The sequence below is a fragment of the Algoriphagus sp. genome (assembly GCF_046296635.1).
Taxonomy (GTDB): domain Bacteria; phylum Bacteroidota; class Bacteroidia; order Cytophagales; family Cyclobacteriaceae; genus Algoriphagus.
Window position 1 is genome coordinate 51145 of the sequence record NZ_JBKBKZ010000008.1, and the last position, 15110, is coordinate 66254.

12 protein-coding genes are annotated in these 15110 nt (G+C 41.4%); 1 reads left to right on the forward strand and 11 read right to left on the reverse strand.

Annotation, left to right across the window (positions count from 1 at the left end; genetic code table 11):
* Window positions 1-70: 70 nt before the first annotated feature.
* The 11 genes from ruvA to ACK4HU_RS07905 all read right to left on the reverse strand — a co-directional run bounded on the left by ruvA (window position 71) and on the right by ACK4HU_RS07905 (window position 13428).
* On the reverse strand, window positions 71-667 hold the full coding sequence (gene ruvA / locus ACK4HU_RS07855) for a Holliday junction branch migration protein RuvA (RefSeq protein ID WP_409805170.1): 597 nt from the start codon (window positions 665-667) through the stop codon (window positions 71-73).
* Window positions 664-2937 (reverse strand): NADP-dependent malic enzyme, encoded by a 2274-nt coding sequence (locus tag ACK4HU_RS07860; RefSeq protein WP_409805172.1) that lies wholly within the window; start codon window positions 2935-2937, stop codon window positions 664-666. The genes ruvA and ACK4HU_RS07860 overlap by 4 nt, the downstream gene beginning before the upstream one ends.
* A 20-nt stretch (window positions 2938-2957) precedes the next feature.
* The gene (locus ACK4HU_RS07865; protein ID WP_409805174.1) at window positions 2958-4055 is read right to left on the reverse strand and encodes a DUF4837 family protein; all 1098 of its coding nucleotides are present in this window, start codon (window positions 4053-4055) and stop codon (window positions 2958-2960) included.
* A gap of 110 nt (window positions 4056-4165) precedes the next feature.
* Complete coding sequence (locus ACK4HU_RS07870; RefSeq protein WP_409805177.1) at window positions 4166-5557, reverse strand: transglycosylase SLT domain-containing protein; 1392 nt, start codon at window positions 5555-5557, stop codon at window positions 4166-4168.
* Between the two features lie 6 nt (window positions 5558-5563).
* On the reverse strand, window positions 5564-6994 hold the full coding sequence (gatA, locus tag ACK4HU_RS07875) for an Asp-tRNA(Asn)/Glu-tRNA(Gln) amidotransferase subunit GatA (protein ID WP_409805453.1): 1431 nt from the start codon (window positions 6992-6994) through the stop codon (window positions 5564-5566).
* Window positions 6995-7012: 18 nt separating this feature from the next.
* Window positions 7013-7210 carry a twin-arginine translocase TatA/TatE family subunit gene (tatA, locus tag ACK4HU_RS07880; protein ID WP_077353614.1) on the reverse strand — a complete coding sequence of 66 codons (198 nt, stop codon included), beginning with the start codon at window positions 7208-7210 and terminating at the stop codon, window positions 7013-7015.
* Between the two features lie 111 nt (window positions 7211-7321).
* Window positions 7322-8563, reverse strand: coding sequence for a murein hydrolase activator EnvC family protein (locus ACK4HU_RS07885; protein WP_409805181.1), 1242 nt, complete (start codon window positions 8561-8563; stop codon window positions 7322-7324).
* 5 nt (window positions 8564-8568) lie between these two features.
* Window positions 8569-9306: a DUF4292 domain-containing protein gene (locus ACK4HU_RS07890; RefSeq protein ID WP_409805183.1), complete on the reverse strand. Its 738-nt coding sequence runs from the start codon at window positions 9304-9306 to the stop codon at window positions 8569-8571.
* Window positions 9299-11047: a tetratricopeptide repeat protein gene (locus tag ACK4HU_RS07895; RefSeq protein WP_409805186.1), complete on the reverse strand. Its 1749-nt coding sequence runs from the start codon at window positions 11045-11047 to the stop codon at window positions 9299-9301. Before ACK4HU_RS07895 ends, ACK4HU_RS07890 begins: the two co-directional genes overlap by 8 nt.
* Before the next feature lie 74 nt (window positions 11048-11121).
* Window positions 11122-12627, reverse strand: a complete 1506-nt coding sequence (locus ACK4HU_RS07900; protein WP_409805189.1) for a lipopolysaccharide biosynthesis protein — start codon at window positions 12625-12627, stop codon at window positions 11122-11124.
* A 15-nt stretch (window positions 12628-12642) separates the two neighbouring features.
* Complete coding sequence (locus ACK4HU_RS07905) at window positions 12643-13428, reverse strand: enoyl-CoA hydratase/isomerase family protein (protein WP_409805192.1); 786 nt, start codon at window positions 13426-13428, stop codon at window positions 12643-12645.
* A gap of 210 nt (window positions 13429-13638) precedes the next feature.
* Between ACK4HU_RS07905 and ACK4HU_RS07910 the strand changes: the two genes are divergently transcribed.
* Window positions 13639-15093 carry an NADP-dependent isocitrate dehydrogenase gene (locus ACK4HU_RS07910; protein ID WP_409805195.1) on the forward strand — a complete coding sequence of 485 codons (1455 nt, stop codon included), beginning with the start codon at window positions 13639-13641 and terminating at the stop codon, window positions 15091-15093.
* The last annotated feature ends 17 nt before the right edge of the window (window positions 15094-15110 follow it).

Consider the following 15110-nt stretch of genomic DNA (forward strand, 5'->3'; position numbering starts at 1 on the left):
CAGGTCTTTGACTTCTGATTTTTCCCCTGCAAAAAGTCAGTAACTCCTGAATGTTCAATCCAGCTTCAAATTAAGGTGTCTTTAAAGATGCTTTAATTAAATTTTCTAAGGAAATTTCCCCTTCGGTTTTTTTGAGTATTTGAGTGATATTTTTCTCAGCCACAGCTTTTGGGAAACCCAAAGTAACTAGCGCTTGTAACGCCTCTTCCCGAACTTTATTGCTTGACTTTAAGAATCCCAATGGAGTGGATGATTCAGACCCACCTTGTTTGCCGACTTTGTCTTTTAATTCTAAAATAATCCGTTGGGCTGTTTTGACTCCGATACCTTTCACGGCTTGAATTGTTGCTACATCACCGGAAAGTATGGCTTGCTCGATTTCTCCTGTATCCAAAGAGGATAAAATCATCAATCCTGTGTTCGGCCCGACTCCATTGATGGAAATCAGAAGAAGGAAAAGTCGTTTTTCCGACTCCTCTTTGAAGCCATACAGGGTGTGAGCGTCTTCCTTGATATGTAAGAAAGTGAGGAGCCTGATCTGTTCCTCATCCTTGATTTTACTGTAAGTCTGAAGTGAAATTTTCACCTGATAGCCCACACCTCCAACATCGATGATGACATAGGTAGGGTCTTTGAAGACAAGTTTGCCACTTAAGTACGCGATCATAGGACTCCCTCAGAAGATTGTGCGTCTACTACTGCAATGGCTACCATATTTACGATTTCACGTATCGAGCTTCCAAGTTGAAGTATATGGACTGGTTTTGCCATTCCGAGCAAAATTGGGCCTATCGCTTCTGAATTCCCTAGCTCTGCGAGAAGTTTATAGGCTATGTTGCTGGAAGCTAGGTCAGGGAATATCAGGGTATTAACTTGATTATCAGCTAGAGAAGAGAAAGGATAAACTTCACGCTGAAGTTCCTGATTGAACGCCACATTGGCTTGCATTTCGCCTTCGATGATTAGTTCGGGATATCTGGCTTTTGCAAGGGCTGTTGCCTTAGCCATTTTCGCCGGAATTTCTCCTTGAGCTGAGCCGAAATTGGAATAGGATAAAAGCGCAATTCGTGGTTCCATATTGAAAAACTTCACCGCATTAGCAGTCAAACCTATAATCTCCACTAATTCCTCAGCGGTTGGATTTAAATTTACTGTGGCATCGGCAAAGAAATAGGGGCCCTTAGGAGTATTCATAATATACATCCCTGCTACACGATTTACTCCTTTTTTTACCCCAATTGTTTGAAGGGAAGGGAGAATCGTTTTCGGGTAATCCCGGGTCAAGCCGGAAATAAATGCATCTGCAAAACCAGTTTCGACCATCATCGCACCGAAGTAATTCCGCTCTCGTACGAGTCGGTTTGCATCAAAGAGTGTCATCCCTTTGCGTTGTCGCTTTTGGTAGAGGAATTTACCGAACTCTTCGATCATCGCAAACTCTTCCATCGGATCAACAATTGTTGCATGGGCCAAATCCAATGCATTATCCTCAATGAGAGAAAGAATTTTTTCACGATTACCGAGAAGTATTGGAATTGCAATTTTTTCATCCCGAAGCATCTGTGCGGCTTTAAGGATTTTTAAATTATCAGCTTCGCCAAAGACGACACTTTTTGGATCTTTTTTTGCTCTTCCAATCACAATTGACATAAGTCGTTGATCAATGCCAATACGCTTTTGAAGTTCAAGTTCGTAAGCTTCCCAGTCGTGGATCATATTTTTCGCCACACCGGAATCGATGGCAGCTTTTGCGACAGCAGGAGCTATTGTGGTGATCAGTCTCGGGTCGACGGGTTTGGGAATTAGATAAAGTCTTCCAAAAGCCATATTCAAATCACCATAGGCTTTATTTACAATTTCTGGAACAGGCTCTTTTGCTAGCTTAGCGATTGCTATTGCTGCAGCAAGCTTCATTTCTTCATTGATTACCGTTGCTCTGACATCCAAGGCACCTCTGAAAATGTAAGGAAAACCTAAGACGTTGTTTACTTGGTTAGGATGATCTGAACGGCCTGTGGCCATTATGACATCTTCTCTTGCCGCTATTGCTAAATCATAGGTGATCTCAGGATCAGGATTTGCAAGGGCAAAAACAATCGGATTTGGAGCCATGGACTTAATCATGTCTTGGGAAATGATATTCCCAGCTGAAAGTCCTAAAAAAACATCGGCGCCTGGCAAGGCTTCACTTATGTGAGTGATATTCTTATTGGTGGCAAAATCTGCATGGATATCAGTAAGTCCAGGCCGATCAGTACGGATCACACCATCTTTATCGCAGACGATGATGTTCTCTTTTTTAACACCAAGACTGACATAAAACCGCACGCAAGAGATAGCAGCAGCTCCGGCACCACTTACTACAAGCTTGATTTCATCAATTTTCTTATTAACGATTTCGAGGCCGTTCATCAATGCTGCTCCTGAAATAATCGCTGTACCATGCTGATCGTCATGCATCACTGGGATTTTCATCTGCTGCTTGAGCGTCTGTTCTATTTCAAAGCATTCGGGAGCCTTGATATCCTCCAGGTTGATTCCTCCAAAAGTCGGTTCAAGAGATTTTATTATTTGAATAAGTTTCTTCGGATCCTTTTCATCAATCTCAAGATCAAAAACGTCAATTCCTGCAAATTTTTTGAAAAGTACAGCCTTACCCTCCATGACTGGCTTGGACGCTTCAGGTCCAATATCGCCAAGTCCCAGTACGGCTGTCCCATTGGAGATTACAGCGACTAGATTCCCTTTTGCAGTGTATTTATAGACGTTTTCTACATCCGCCTCGATCTCCTTGCAGGGTTCGGCCACTCCGGGGGAATAGGCAAGTGCAAGATCGATTTGACTGGAAACTGGCTTGGTAGGAATTACTTCTATTTTCCCCGGTGAACCTTGACTGTGGTAATTTAGGGCGTCTTGTTTTCTGATTTTAATGGTCATAGATGGTGTATAGACAAAAGTCAGGCACCCTGGTCTTCTTTCCAGCTAATATCAGTATTGAGCAAAACGGTTTGAATCTCACGGAGTGCATCTCGGTGTATTTCGTTGGGGAAATAAACAAAGCCTTCCATGTAGTAAAGTTTGCCTTTTGCTTGATCCACCATTACATATCCGAGGTAAGTTCCCCCCATACTATTATTGTTGGTCTTCCAGGTGCCCCTGATTTCCACGGTAAAATTATCATTTATCACCATGTTTCTGAATGCTGGTGGAATTTGTTTTTCACTGACCACATAGGAAGTTGGATCTTCCGGGTCTCCGAAAATATATTGTTTGGTGATGGAGTCCCTGAGGCTCAGTATGTTTACAGGGAAGGTTTGCTCTTCAGAAGTGTAGTCAGTTTCGAAATAAAAAATACTGATATCTGGCCTTCTTTCAGTGGGTGTAGGAGATCTCATCCAAAGAAAGTTGTTAGTAGCTTTTACGACTTGATAGGAAGCAGGCGCACTTATCTTTATCCCAAGGTTTGTTCTAGCTTCGTATTCCGCTGCCGAGTTTTTCCTGGAAAAAAGTGGTTTTTCTAATCTTCCTCGTTCTCTTACTTCAAATAGATTTTGTAGTCTGTCCTTATTTTTGCGCAGATTGGTGATGAGTTCATCTTCTGTATTTCCAAATAGATAGAGGACTTCCTGTCCTGTAGCATATTCATCTTGCATGCGAAGGGAATATAGACCTGGATCAGCTTGTGCTTTTTCTTTGGATTCTTTGGTAAACTGGGAATTGATCACTTGACTACCACCTCTTTTGTCATCAAAAGTGGTCACATAGATCAGGTTAGTATATCTTTTGAGCATAGAATTCATCGCTCTGGGATCAACACGAACTACTTTGAACATGCTCTCTGATCTCAGCATTCCAGGCAAATCAGCTTCAAAAATTTCTCTTAACTCTTCACCCACAGGACCTGCCCACTTCGTGGAATCTATTGCTAATAGGATTTCGCCGACTGAACCCCTTGCTTTAGGTTTGGACCCACCAAAACCATCTTTTCCCTCTTGATCGCAGGAAATTAGAAGGATTGACATCAAAAATAGAATGGAATAATTTAATGCTTTCATTGTTTTCCTTTTTAGAAATAGTATCAATATAATTACTAAAAACGGTTTGTGATTGTTTTTTGCAATTAAAAGGTAAGTTAAATAACTTTAAAAAAATAATTCCATCTCAATTATCCAATCACAAGTTTTTGACCAGGTTTAATATTATTGGAATTCAGGTTGTTGAGTCGTTTGATTTGCTCTACAGAAAGTGAGTGTTTTTGGGAAATGATCCAAAGCGAATCACCGGGACGGACAGTATATGTTTTTGGATCGATCGATTTAGAATTATCAGCTAGGGTGGATGAGTTTACCGTTTTTCCTGAATTGATGTAAATGATTTGGCCCACCTTTATCAGGTTTGAATTTAAATTATTCCACTCCTTCACTTGGGTGACACTTACACCATGCCGTGAAGCAATAGATCCCAATACATCGCCAGACTTAACGGTATAAGCAATTCTTCCAGTGGATGTATTTGCCACCGCTTTTTCTACAGGCACTAATGTGGTAGTGGCGTTAGAGGCAATCAATACCGAGGGTTGATTTCCTAGTGAATCACTTATCCACGCCAAATTTTCTTTGAGGAATGGAGCTTTAGTTCGTGGAATCTTCACCTCCATATTGCGATTACTCAAAGGAATGTTCTTGTTTTTAACTGATGGGTTTAATTCCTCAAGGTCTTTGAGGCATATTGCCGTTAATTCCGAAAGCTTATCAAGGGAGAGCGCTCTTTCAAATCTGAATTTTTCATACTCAATAGGGTATGTAGGTTCTTCCAGGTTGAAATTGTGTTCTTCTAAATGATTTAATAAGTATATGAAGGCCTGTACCTGAGGGACATAACTTCTAGTTTCTTTTGGCAAGTGGTTATAGATCCCCCAAAAAGTGGTTTTTCCTCCTGATTTCTTAATCGCCTTTCTCACATTTCCCGGTCCGCAATTGTAAGCTGCCATGGCCACCTCCCAATCTCCAAACATTCGATAGAGTGATTTAAGGTATTTGGCTGCTGCATCTGTCGATAGTTCTGGGTCCATTCGGTCATCCACATCAGCATTTACGTTCATGCCGTACATTTTGCCAGTTGCGGGCATAAACTGCCAAAGGCCCATTGCACCGACTCTGCTTTTGATTTGTGGATCCAGTCCGGATTCTACGATAGCGAGGTATTCGATCTCTCTTGGCATTTCATGCTTAGAAAGTGTCTCTTCAAAAAGAGGAAAAAACTTTTCCTTCCTTGCCAAAACCATTTTGGTGTAGTCGCGATTCCTGACAGTGAAATATTGGATAAATGAAAAAATACGGTCATTCAATTCAAAATGCATTTCATTTTTCATTGCCTTGATCCGTTGATTCACCTCTTCATAAGTGAAGTCTGGAATATATTCATAATGATAATTTGGGAAAATCTCATCAGTCAAAAGGGTGGCTCCGTCCAATGGAGATTCTTGAGAAAAGCCTTGGGTCAGTGGGGTCATGCAAGTAATGGCAAGAATGAACAGACTGCGGAAAGGCGTTTTCATATTTTTTTAGTACGGAGTTAATTCTGTAAGATAATTACTGAAAGCATATAATTCAGCTTCTTTAAATGAATTTGAAATCACCTGAAGCCCAATTGGCATTCCCGATTTATCTTTCCCGTTGGGAATTGAAATCGCCGGAACTCCTGACACTGAAGCTTGCACTGTAAATAAGTCCTCCAAATACATCGCTACAGGGTCACCGCTATGCTCACCAAACTTAAACGCTGTGGATGGCGTAGTCGGCATAATAATATAGTCAAATTCATCCAAAAGATTCTCAGTAAATTCTTTTATTAATCTTCTGACTTGTTGAGCCTTAGTAAAATAGGCGTCGTAATAGCTCGCTGATAGGACAAATGTTCCAAGCATTATTCTTCTTTTTACCTCTTCACCAAATCCTTCGCTGCGTGTCATTTTGTACATGCTTTCCAGATTATGGGCATTTGGGGAGCGATAGCCATATTTTACACCATCAAATCGGGAAAGGTTGGAACTTGCTTCCGCTGTAGTGAGGATGTAATAAGTCGGAAGGACATATTTCAAAAGAGGAAACTTTACTTCGCTTACCTCATGTCCTTCAGATCTCAATCTCTCCAGAATTGAAAGTGTATTTTCCTTGATCTCTGGCTGTAATGCTGAAGATTCAAGTGTCTCTTTCAGGTAAGCCACCTTTGCTTTTTTCTCAAAATGCAAAAGTTCGCTGTAATGAAACACCGGTTTTCTTGACGAGGTGCTGTCAAACTCATCGTGTCCAGCCATGATTTCCATGACCAAAGCGTTGTCTTTGACGGTCTTGGAGAAAACTCCAATTACATCAAAAGATGATGCATAAGCAATTAATCCCCAGCGTGATACTCGTGAATAGGTGGGTTTCATTCCGATAATTCCTGTGAAAGCCGCTGGTTGTCTAACTGATCCACCTGTATCTGTTCCTAAAGAAACTGTGCAGAGATTTGCCTGAACGGCTACTGCGGAGCCACCTGAAGAACCTCCGGGAACCCGGCTTTCATCAGCAGCATTGAGCACTTTGCCATGAGCTGAGTTTTCATTGGAACTGCCCATTCCAAATTCATCGCAATTGAGACGTCCGATAATGATGGCGTCTTCGTCGATCAGTCTTTGAACAGCAGTAGTGGTAAGTTGGGATTGAAACCCTTTGAGGATATTGGAAGAAGCGTTGGCCTCGTGTCCTGCATAGCAGAGGACATCTTTGATTCCAATGACCATTCCAGCGAGTTTGCCGGCCTTTCCTTTGGCGATTTTTTCATCGATCAGGTCTGCCTGGTCCAAAGCAGATTGCTTATAAACTTCAACGAAGGCGTTGAGATGCGCCTTCGTTGTAATGTTTTCTAAGTAATGGGTAACGATTGTACGGCAATCAGTTTCTTTGTTTTCGAGCGATTTCTTGATTTCGTCGAAAGAACTAAATTTTTCCAATGGAATTGACTTCAAGGATTACTTCTTTTTGTCTTTCAGACCATCTTCAAGATCGTTCTGAATTTCTTTAGTAGCATCTTTGAATTCTCTGATGCCACGACCCAGTCCTCGGGCCAATTCAGGGATCCTTTTGGCACCAAACAGCAGGAGGATAACGACAATGATCAATACGATCGAACCTCCGCCCATGTTTTGAATGAAACCTAATGTAGTCATGATGGTGTGTGTGTTTAAGGATTATTGTTGTAAAGATACAATTGTCATGCGCTTAGTCAAAGGTATGTGGCAAGACTCTTCTTCTTTTTTATGAACATACGATATTAATTTCTATTTGGACGTAATCCATGTTGCAGGGTCCATGATCTGAAGTCCCTTCCATGTCTGGAAGTGAACTTCCGACTGTCCATCGGTATTGGTAGCCACCTGACCTATAACCTCTTTGGCTTTGACGGCTTGCCCTACTTTCACGGAAATATTCTTCAATCTACTGTACATCGTGAAATATTCCCCATGTTTAATTATTACAGTCAGGCCATATCCCGGGATGGTTGAAATTTTACTCACTGTCCCGTCAAATACAGTTCTCACATTTGAGTTGGGTTGTGTACGGATCTCCAGACCATCACTCTCTTGTACGATTCCTTTCAAAGTAGGATGCGGGTAAGTTCCATAGCCTTGCGACACAAATCCAGTCTCCACAGGCCAAGGTAATTTTCCTTTATTTCCCGCAAAAGAACTGGAGAGCGCTGCAGCCTCTGGAGTCATCGGCATACTAGTTCCAGCTGATTTTGTAGTGGTGGTATTGGCTTTTTTGGATTCAGCTTCAGCCCGACGGATTTCGTCTTCAATCACTTGTTTGATCATGCGATTGAGTTGCTCCTGTTGTTTTTTGGTTGCTGTGATTTGGCGTTGGATATCTTTTTCCTTTCGTGAAAGCGTATTGACCACCCCTTGTTGACCTTTTCTCAGCCGCTCTAATTCTGCCCTTTCTTTTTGCTCCTCGGATAGGACTGTGATTTTTTCGGTCTTTTTTTGATCTAGAAGCTCACGTGAAGCAACCAACTCAGCAGATAGCTTTTCGATCTGTTCGGCTTGCTGCTTTCTACTGTCACTATATTGCTTAAGATATTTCAAACGCATGTATAGCTGATTGAAAGTACCCGAGCTGAATACAAAGGCTACAATTGAAAGTCCTCGATTGAGTTTGGAAGAGTTATATATCATCCGGGAATATTCCGCCTTCAGGTCTTTGAGCTGAATCTCCAATCCGGAGATTTTCTTTTCTGTTTCGGTGATTTCTTGATTGATCAGCCGAACTTCCCTGTCCAAGGTATTTACAAGTTTGGTTTGGGTCTGAAATTGTCTCGTCAGCGCATTGAGTTCGCCAAGGGAAGTCTGTTTGGTAGCGGTAGTCTGCTTGAGGATGATGTCAAATTCCCTTAAACGAGCCTGAACTTCAGCTTTCTCCCGCTCCAGTTCTTCTCTGGATTTTTTTGTTTGAGAAAAAGTCTCAACACTTCCAAGAGTTAGGAAGAAAAATAATAATGGAAGAATTCTATAAATCCGCATAGTGATTAGAACCTGAAAGGAAAGCTTAGAGATTCAGAATTTGGATCTATTGAGGTCCATTCAAGGTGGATAATTGTATTTTGGGTTCCTCCTGGTAGTTGGTAGGCAAGTTTGAATAAAACTTCGGCTGGGAATGGTTGAGAGCCAGCGTTTTGGAACTTCGGAAAACTAGCCAACATAGAACCTCGGTCGTCCAAGGAGTTGCTGACCAATTCGGAAACCTTACCATGACTGGTTTCTATTTTGGAAAAATATCTCACCTTGTCCCGAACTTGTGTTAACTCAAATTTTCTCCCGATTCTTAGCAATCTATCCTGATAATCAAATTCAAATGGAACGTTGGCCCAAAGTACGTTTTGAAACAGTTCAAGTGACAACTTTAATCCATAAAACTGTTCGAACTCTGCATAGGTTAAGTTGATATTTTCATTCCCTATTCGGTCACGAATCTGAATTCTTTCTTGTGTAAAAAACCCGCGAATTGCCTCCATCCCCATTCCCGGTGACATGGTGAACCATAATACACTGTCTTTTTTTGCACGGAGACTTAATGAGCCACGAGTGACTTTGCCGTTTTCTTCCTCGATTACGATTTTAGCTTTGGCGCTGATGTAATCATACTGAGCTTCTACAGGTTGGAATTCCTCCATCTGCCCGTCGCCTTCATAGAGCACGATCTTTCGGGCGCATGAAGTCATTGAAATGACCAAAACTGTCAAAAGACCTATAAAAAGTCTATTCATGGTATTTTCCATCTTTAATCTTTTGAGTGAGTTTTTCTGAGGCCTCGGAACTTCCTTCTGCTTTTTTCCACCAAGTCACTGCTTCAGATACTTTGCCTAAGTGGAATAATATATCGCCATAATGCTCCAACATGACTCCACTGGGTTCTGATTCGTTTTTTATGGCCAATTCCATGTATTTGGACGCTTCTTCATAGCTTCCCATCTGGAAAAGAACCCAAGCGTAGGTGTCGAGATAGGTGGCATTGTTAGGATATTTTTTTATTACTTTTTCAGCCATTGTACGCGCCTTTTCCAAGTCTCTTTTCTCCAACGATAGAAAATAGGCGTAATTGTTTAGCAATTGATCATCATTTGGATTGAGTTCTAAGGCTTTATCGAAAAATACAAAAGCGGAATCTTTTTCTCCCAAGTTATAAAGCGAATTTGCCAAAGATCCATAAGCAACTTGATCTAACTGTGGGTTTTTGCTTGTATTTAATTCTATAGCCTTTGAAAGTGAAATGACAGCTACTGAGTCTTTCTTTCGGGCTGACTTGACTACTCCATCATAAAACCAAAACTCAGGCGAGGTGGGGAACTCATCCACCCCCATGATTGTGAAAGCCTCAATTTCCGCAAAGTCAGGACTGTCACCGAACGAATTCAATATCACCTGCTCCAATATCGGCGCATTTTTTGGCTGGACACGAAGCGATTCCTTATAAAAATTCATCGCACCAATATCGTCTCCATTTTGCTTTTTTCGATCTCCAATTACCTCCAACACCATAGCATCCTTGCTATTGAACTCTAACAGAATGGACTCCATCTGGTCCAACAGTGCCTCGCGATGAGAGGTCTTCAACTCCGCAAGTAAAGATTTAAAGGTTTTAGCTTTGATTTCTCCATCGAGATCAGGACTTTTTAGGGCGGAAATCAGATTTTCATTTGCCTTGGCAAGTTCTCCCTTTTCTTTGAGCAAAGTGTAGGACGCCATTTGGAGTTCTGGTTGGTTGGGATATTTATGAATTTCTTCAGTAACCAAATTCAGCGCTTCCTCCAATCGGGCATTATTGTAAAGGACCTCCACTAGATTGAGTACATAGTTGGGATTGCCTGGGAAGGCATCGATCAATTTTTCACCCTCTCGAATGGCGTTTGGCAGGTCGTTTTTTCGTAAATAAATCCGCTGTTTCTGAACAGTGAATGGTTCCCTTATTCCAAAGTAGACTTCTGCTCGATCCAAGACCACCAAGGCTTTATCAAATTCTCCGGCGTTGAGGTAGATGGAGGCAAGGTCTAGGTTATATTGCTGATTACTTTCTCCATCATCCATAAGTCGATCCAAAATTTCGGCTGCCTTCAAAGGCTGATTGAGATTGGTATGGATCTCTGCCACCATCAGGGAGTAGTATTTATTGTCCGGATCCTTTATTGCCGCTTTTTCTGCAAAAGGAAGGGCTTTTTGAGCCTGATCTGATCTGACTAACACCTCGGCGATCTTATAACTTATAGCTGGCTCCAGTGGCGAGAATTCCAAAGATCGATTAAAATAGAAATATGCTTTTTCTAAATCCCCCAATACCAGTGCTTTCTGTCCCTCAATAAAATATCGACTTGTTTTAGTCTTATTTTCCTGAATTTTGGAGTCTTTCTTTGAAAGGGCTTGCTGGGCAAAACCTGTGGTCCAGCTTAAGGAAATAAGAGAAACAAAGTATAGAAATCGGATAATTTTCACGTTGACTTGGGAGAGCAGCATAAGTCTGCAAACATAATGCCTTTTGCTTAAAATGGCTGGAAAATTCGATAATTGACGCAAAGAGATACGTTGTATTAATCCGTTTGTTTTCCTCGGATTAAAGTTGTCAGTCGCTTTTTTTCTAAAAGTCCAATAATGATTATGAATAGAAGAATCAAGCTGTTTTTTGCCAGAAAACCTAGTATTAAAGAGTCGATTTTGAGATAGAATCCGACGTAACTAAACCCAAAAGCTATAAGAAGATATAATACTCCCTTTCCCGTTTGATAAGGTATTGGAAAGTGCTTTTGTCCGAAGTAGTAACATAACACGGTCATGACTAAGTAACAGAATAATGTACTGAGTGCACCGCCGAGATAGCCCAAAATGGGCACAAGAGTAAAAACGACGATCAAACTGACCATAGCGCCAACAAGTGTAATATAAAAGCTGTATTTGGTTTTATCAGTTATTTTAAACCAGATAGAGAGGTTGAAGTAAATTCCCAAAAGCAAATAGCCCATCAACAAGACTGGAACAATATAGAAAGCGGAATCGTAACCCTCATCTTTTGGAAAAAGATAAGCGACCAAGTCAAGGTTAACCGAAATTGCTATCATCAATACCGAACAGAAAATAATAAAGGCATGCATCACCTGCGCATAAAGCTGAGGGGAGTTTTTATCGGTAGACTTTCCGAAAAAAAACGGTTCTGCCGCATACTTAAAGGCTTGAATTACCAAATTCATCAGAATAGCAAGTTTGATACTTGTTCCAAAGATCCCTGCAGCCTCTCTTGTATTGAGTCCGGGATAAAAGTTTTCCGGAAGGAGATATTCAAATGAAAGTCTGGAAACCAGTTCGTTAGTGACACCTGCCAAACCCATAAAAAGCAAGGGAATGGCGTATTTCCACATGGGTTGGAGGATTTCCTTATCCAGAGAAAAGCGAAAAAACCCAGCTTTCCACCAGACATAAGGAATGATAAGCCCGTTGGCAAATAGGTTAGCCAAAAGAATATATTCCACTCCCCAGTCTAATTTGTATCCAAGAAAATCAGTTGGCAAATTTCCATTTGAAATCAAAATTGGTATCCAAATTATAAGCAATAGGTTGAAAAAGACATTGAGTAGAACGTTGATCATTTTGGCTCCTGCAAATGCAAAGGCACGATTTGTCAACCTCAGCTTCGCAAATGGAATAGCCAAAATGGCGTCAAAAGATAAAATTAAAGCGGTCCAACGAAATAGGTAAGCCTGTCCGGGATAATCCATTACTTCCGCAAGCCAAGGTGCGGCTAGAAATACGCTACTTCCAAAAATGAGCGTAGAAATGACTAATAGGGACTGTGTGTTATTGTAGACCTTTTCGGGATCGAGATTTTTCCCGGTGGAAAATCGGAAAAATGAAGTTTCCATTCCGTAGGAAAAAATGATATTTAAAAATCCTATGAGTGCGTAAATTCCTGTAAAAGAACCGACTACTTCCTTGTTGAGATAGGAAGTATAAATGAAAATCATTAAAAAATTAATGGATCTAGCCAGAATACTGCTCAGCCCATAGATTGCTGTCTGTCCGGCTAATTTTTTGAGATTACTCATGTAAGAGCAAGGAGCCTACTCTCCTCTGAAAATTGGTTTTCTCTTTTCCAAAAATGCGGTTGTTCCCTCCTTGTAGTCTCCGGATTTTACACATCTGGCAAAACTGTTAGCTTCAGTTTGGAATCCATTTTCATCCGGAAGGAAAGCAGCATTGACACAATCCACGACCATTCCGATAGCTAAAGGAGCCTTACTCATAATTTTGCCAATGACTTCCTCCGCTTTTTCCATGGCTTCTGCTTTAGTTGGAAGCACATGATTGACTAAGCCAAAGGCTTTGGCTTCTTCTGCCCCAATCATATCGCCAGTCATCATAAGTTCATTGGCTTTACCTCTCCCTATTAGCAGAGTGAGACGTTGAGTGCCTCCGTAACCTGGAATGATTCCTAGGTTCACTTCCGGCTGTCCGAATTTGGCATTGGCAGAGGCTATTCTCATGTGGCATGCCATAGCTAATTCACAGCCTCCGCCTAAAGTAAAGCCATTGGTGACGGCAATTACAGGCTTATGACAGTTTTCGATCATGGCAAATATCTCCTGTCCGTTTTCAGCAAATTTTCTTGCGTTCACTTCGTTTAAGGAAGCGATTTCGCTAATGTCTGCTCCGGCAACAAATGATTTTTCTCCAGAACCGGTCAGAATTACGGCCTTGATAGATTTGTTATCTACAACCTCCTCAAAAATTTCTTTCAATTCTGCCAAAGTAGCATAATTGAGGGCATTCATTTTGTCCTCTCTGTTGATAGTAAGGTAGAGGACGCCATTTTTTTCTTCAGTCAGGATGTTCAGATATTCTGCCATGAGTTAGTTAGATGTTCCAAGCAAATATACGCTTAGGGGAGGCAAAGCCAAATTTACGCACTTAGAAAAATCCAAATTCAGGTAATAGGTTAGCTTTACTCAAGAAATTTAAACTTGACCTTAGAGGGAAATAATTGCGGATTTGGGTCGTTTTCAGGCATTTTTGATTACTTTTGCAACATTAAATTTTCAACTAAATTCGCAAATAATATGTCTTCAAAAAGAAAAATTACAGTGGCTTATGGTGACGGAATCGGTCCGGAAATCATGACAGCTACTATCAATATTTTGGAAGCAGCAGGTGCTCAACTTGAATATGACGTGATCGAAATAGGTGAACAAGTCTACCTAAAAGGAATCAGCTCAGGCATGGAACCAAGTGCTTTTGACTCACTGCGTGAGACCAAAGTTTTTTTGAAGTCCCCTATTACCACCCCTCAAGGAGGCGGATTTAAGTCACTTAATGTAACTACCCGAACTTCATTTGGACTTTTTGCAAATGTTCGCCCATGCAAAGCTTTTTCGCCTTTCATCAGAACTCACTTCCCAAAAACTGACTTGGTCATTATTCGTGAAAACGAGGAGGATCTTTATGCTGGCATCGAGCACCGCCAAACTCAGGAAGTGGTTCAAAGCATCAAGTTGATATCGCAGCCAGGTTCTGAAAAAATCGTCAGATACGCATTCGAATACGCTAAAAAATACGGAAGAAAGAAAGTGACTTGTATGACCAAAGACAACATCATGAAGTTGGCTGATGGACTATTTCACAGGACTTTCGATGAAGTCGCTAAGGAATACCCTGGCATCGAAACTGACCATAAAATCATCGATATCGGAACCGCATTGATAGCGGATCGTCCGGAGACCTTTGATGTGATCGTCACATTGAACTTATATGGTGATATCATTTCTGATGTGGCAGCTCAGGTGACCGGATCGGTTGGACTAGGCGGGTCTGCCAATGTTGGCGATGAAGTGGCGATGTTTGAAGCGATTCACGGCTCTGCGCCTGACATAACAGGAATGGGTATTGCTAATCCATCCGGTTTGCTCAATGGAGCGATCATGATGTTAGTACACATCGGTCAGCCTGAAGTGGCTGAGAAAATTTCCAATGCTTGGATGAAAACTTTGGAGGATGGAATCCACACAGGTGATATCTACCAGGAAGGAATTTCCAGCAAAAAGGTCGGTACACAAGACTTTGCGCAAGCAGTAATAGAACGCTTGGGTCAATTGCCTTCAAGTATGGTGCCTGCCTCATTTGACAAGGACGACACTGCACCGATGAATACAAAAGTAAAAGGTAAGGCTTTCCAGAAAAAAGAATTGATAGGGGTTGATGTCTTCATTGATTGGAATGAAGCGGGTCGAAATCCAAATGTGATTGGAGAAAGATTGCAAAAAGTCAACGCCGACGGACTTCAACTCCAACTCATCACCAATCGTGGTGTCAAAGTCTTCCCGGCTGGGATGAAAGAAACTTTCTGCACGGATCACTGGAGAGCTCGCTTTGCAAAATCAGATCAGTCTAAAGTGACCCATACTGAGATTCTTGACTTGCTGGCTCAAATCAATGAACTTGGTTTTGATACTATCCAAACTGCAAATCTCTATTCCTTTGATGGAGTGAGAGGCTATTCGCTTGCGCAGGGAGAATAAAGAGATTTACGATTTTT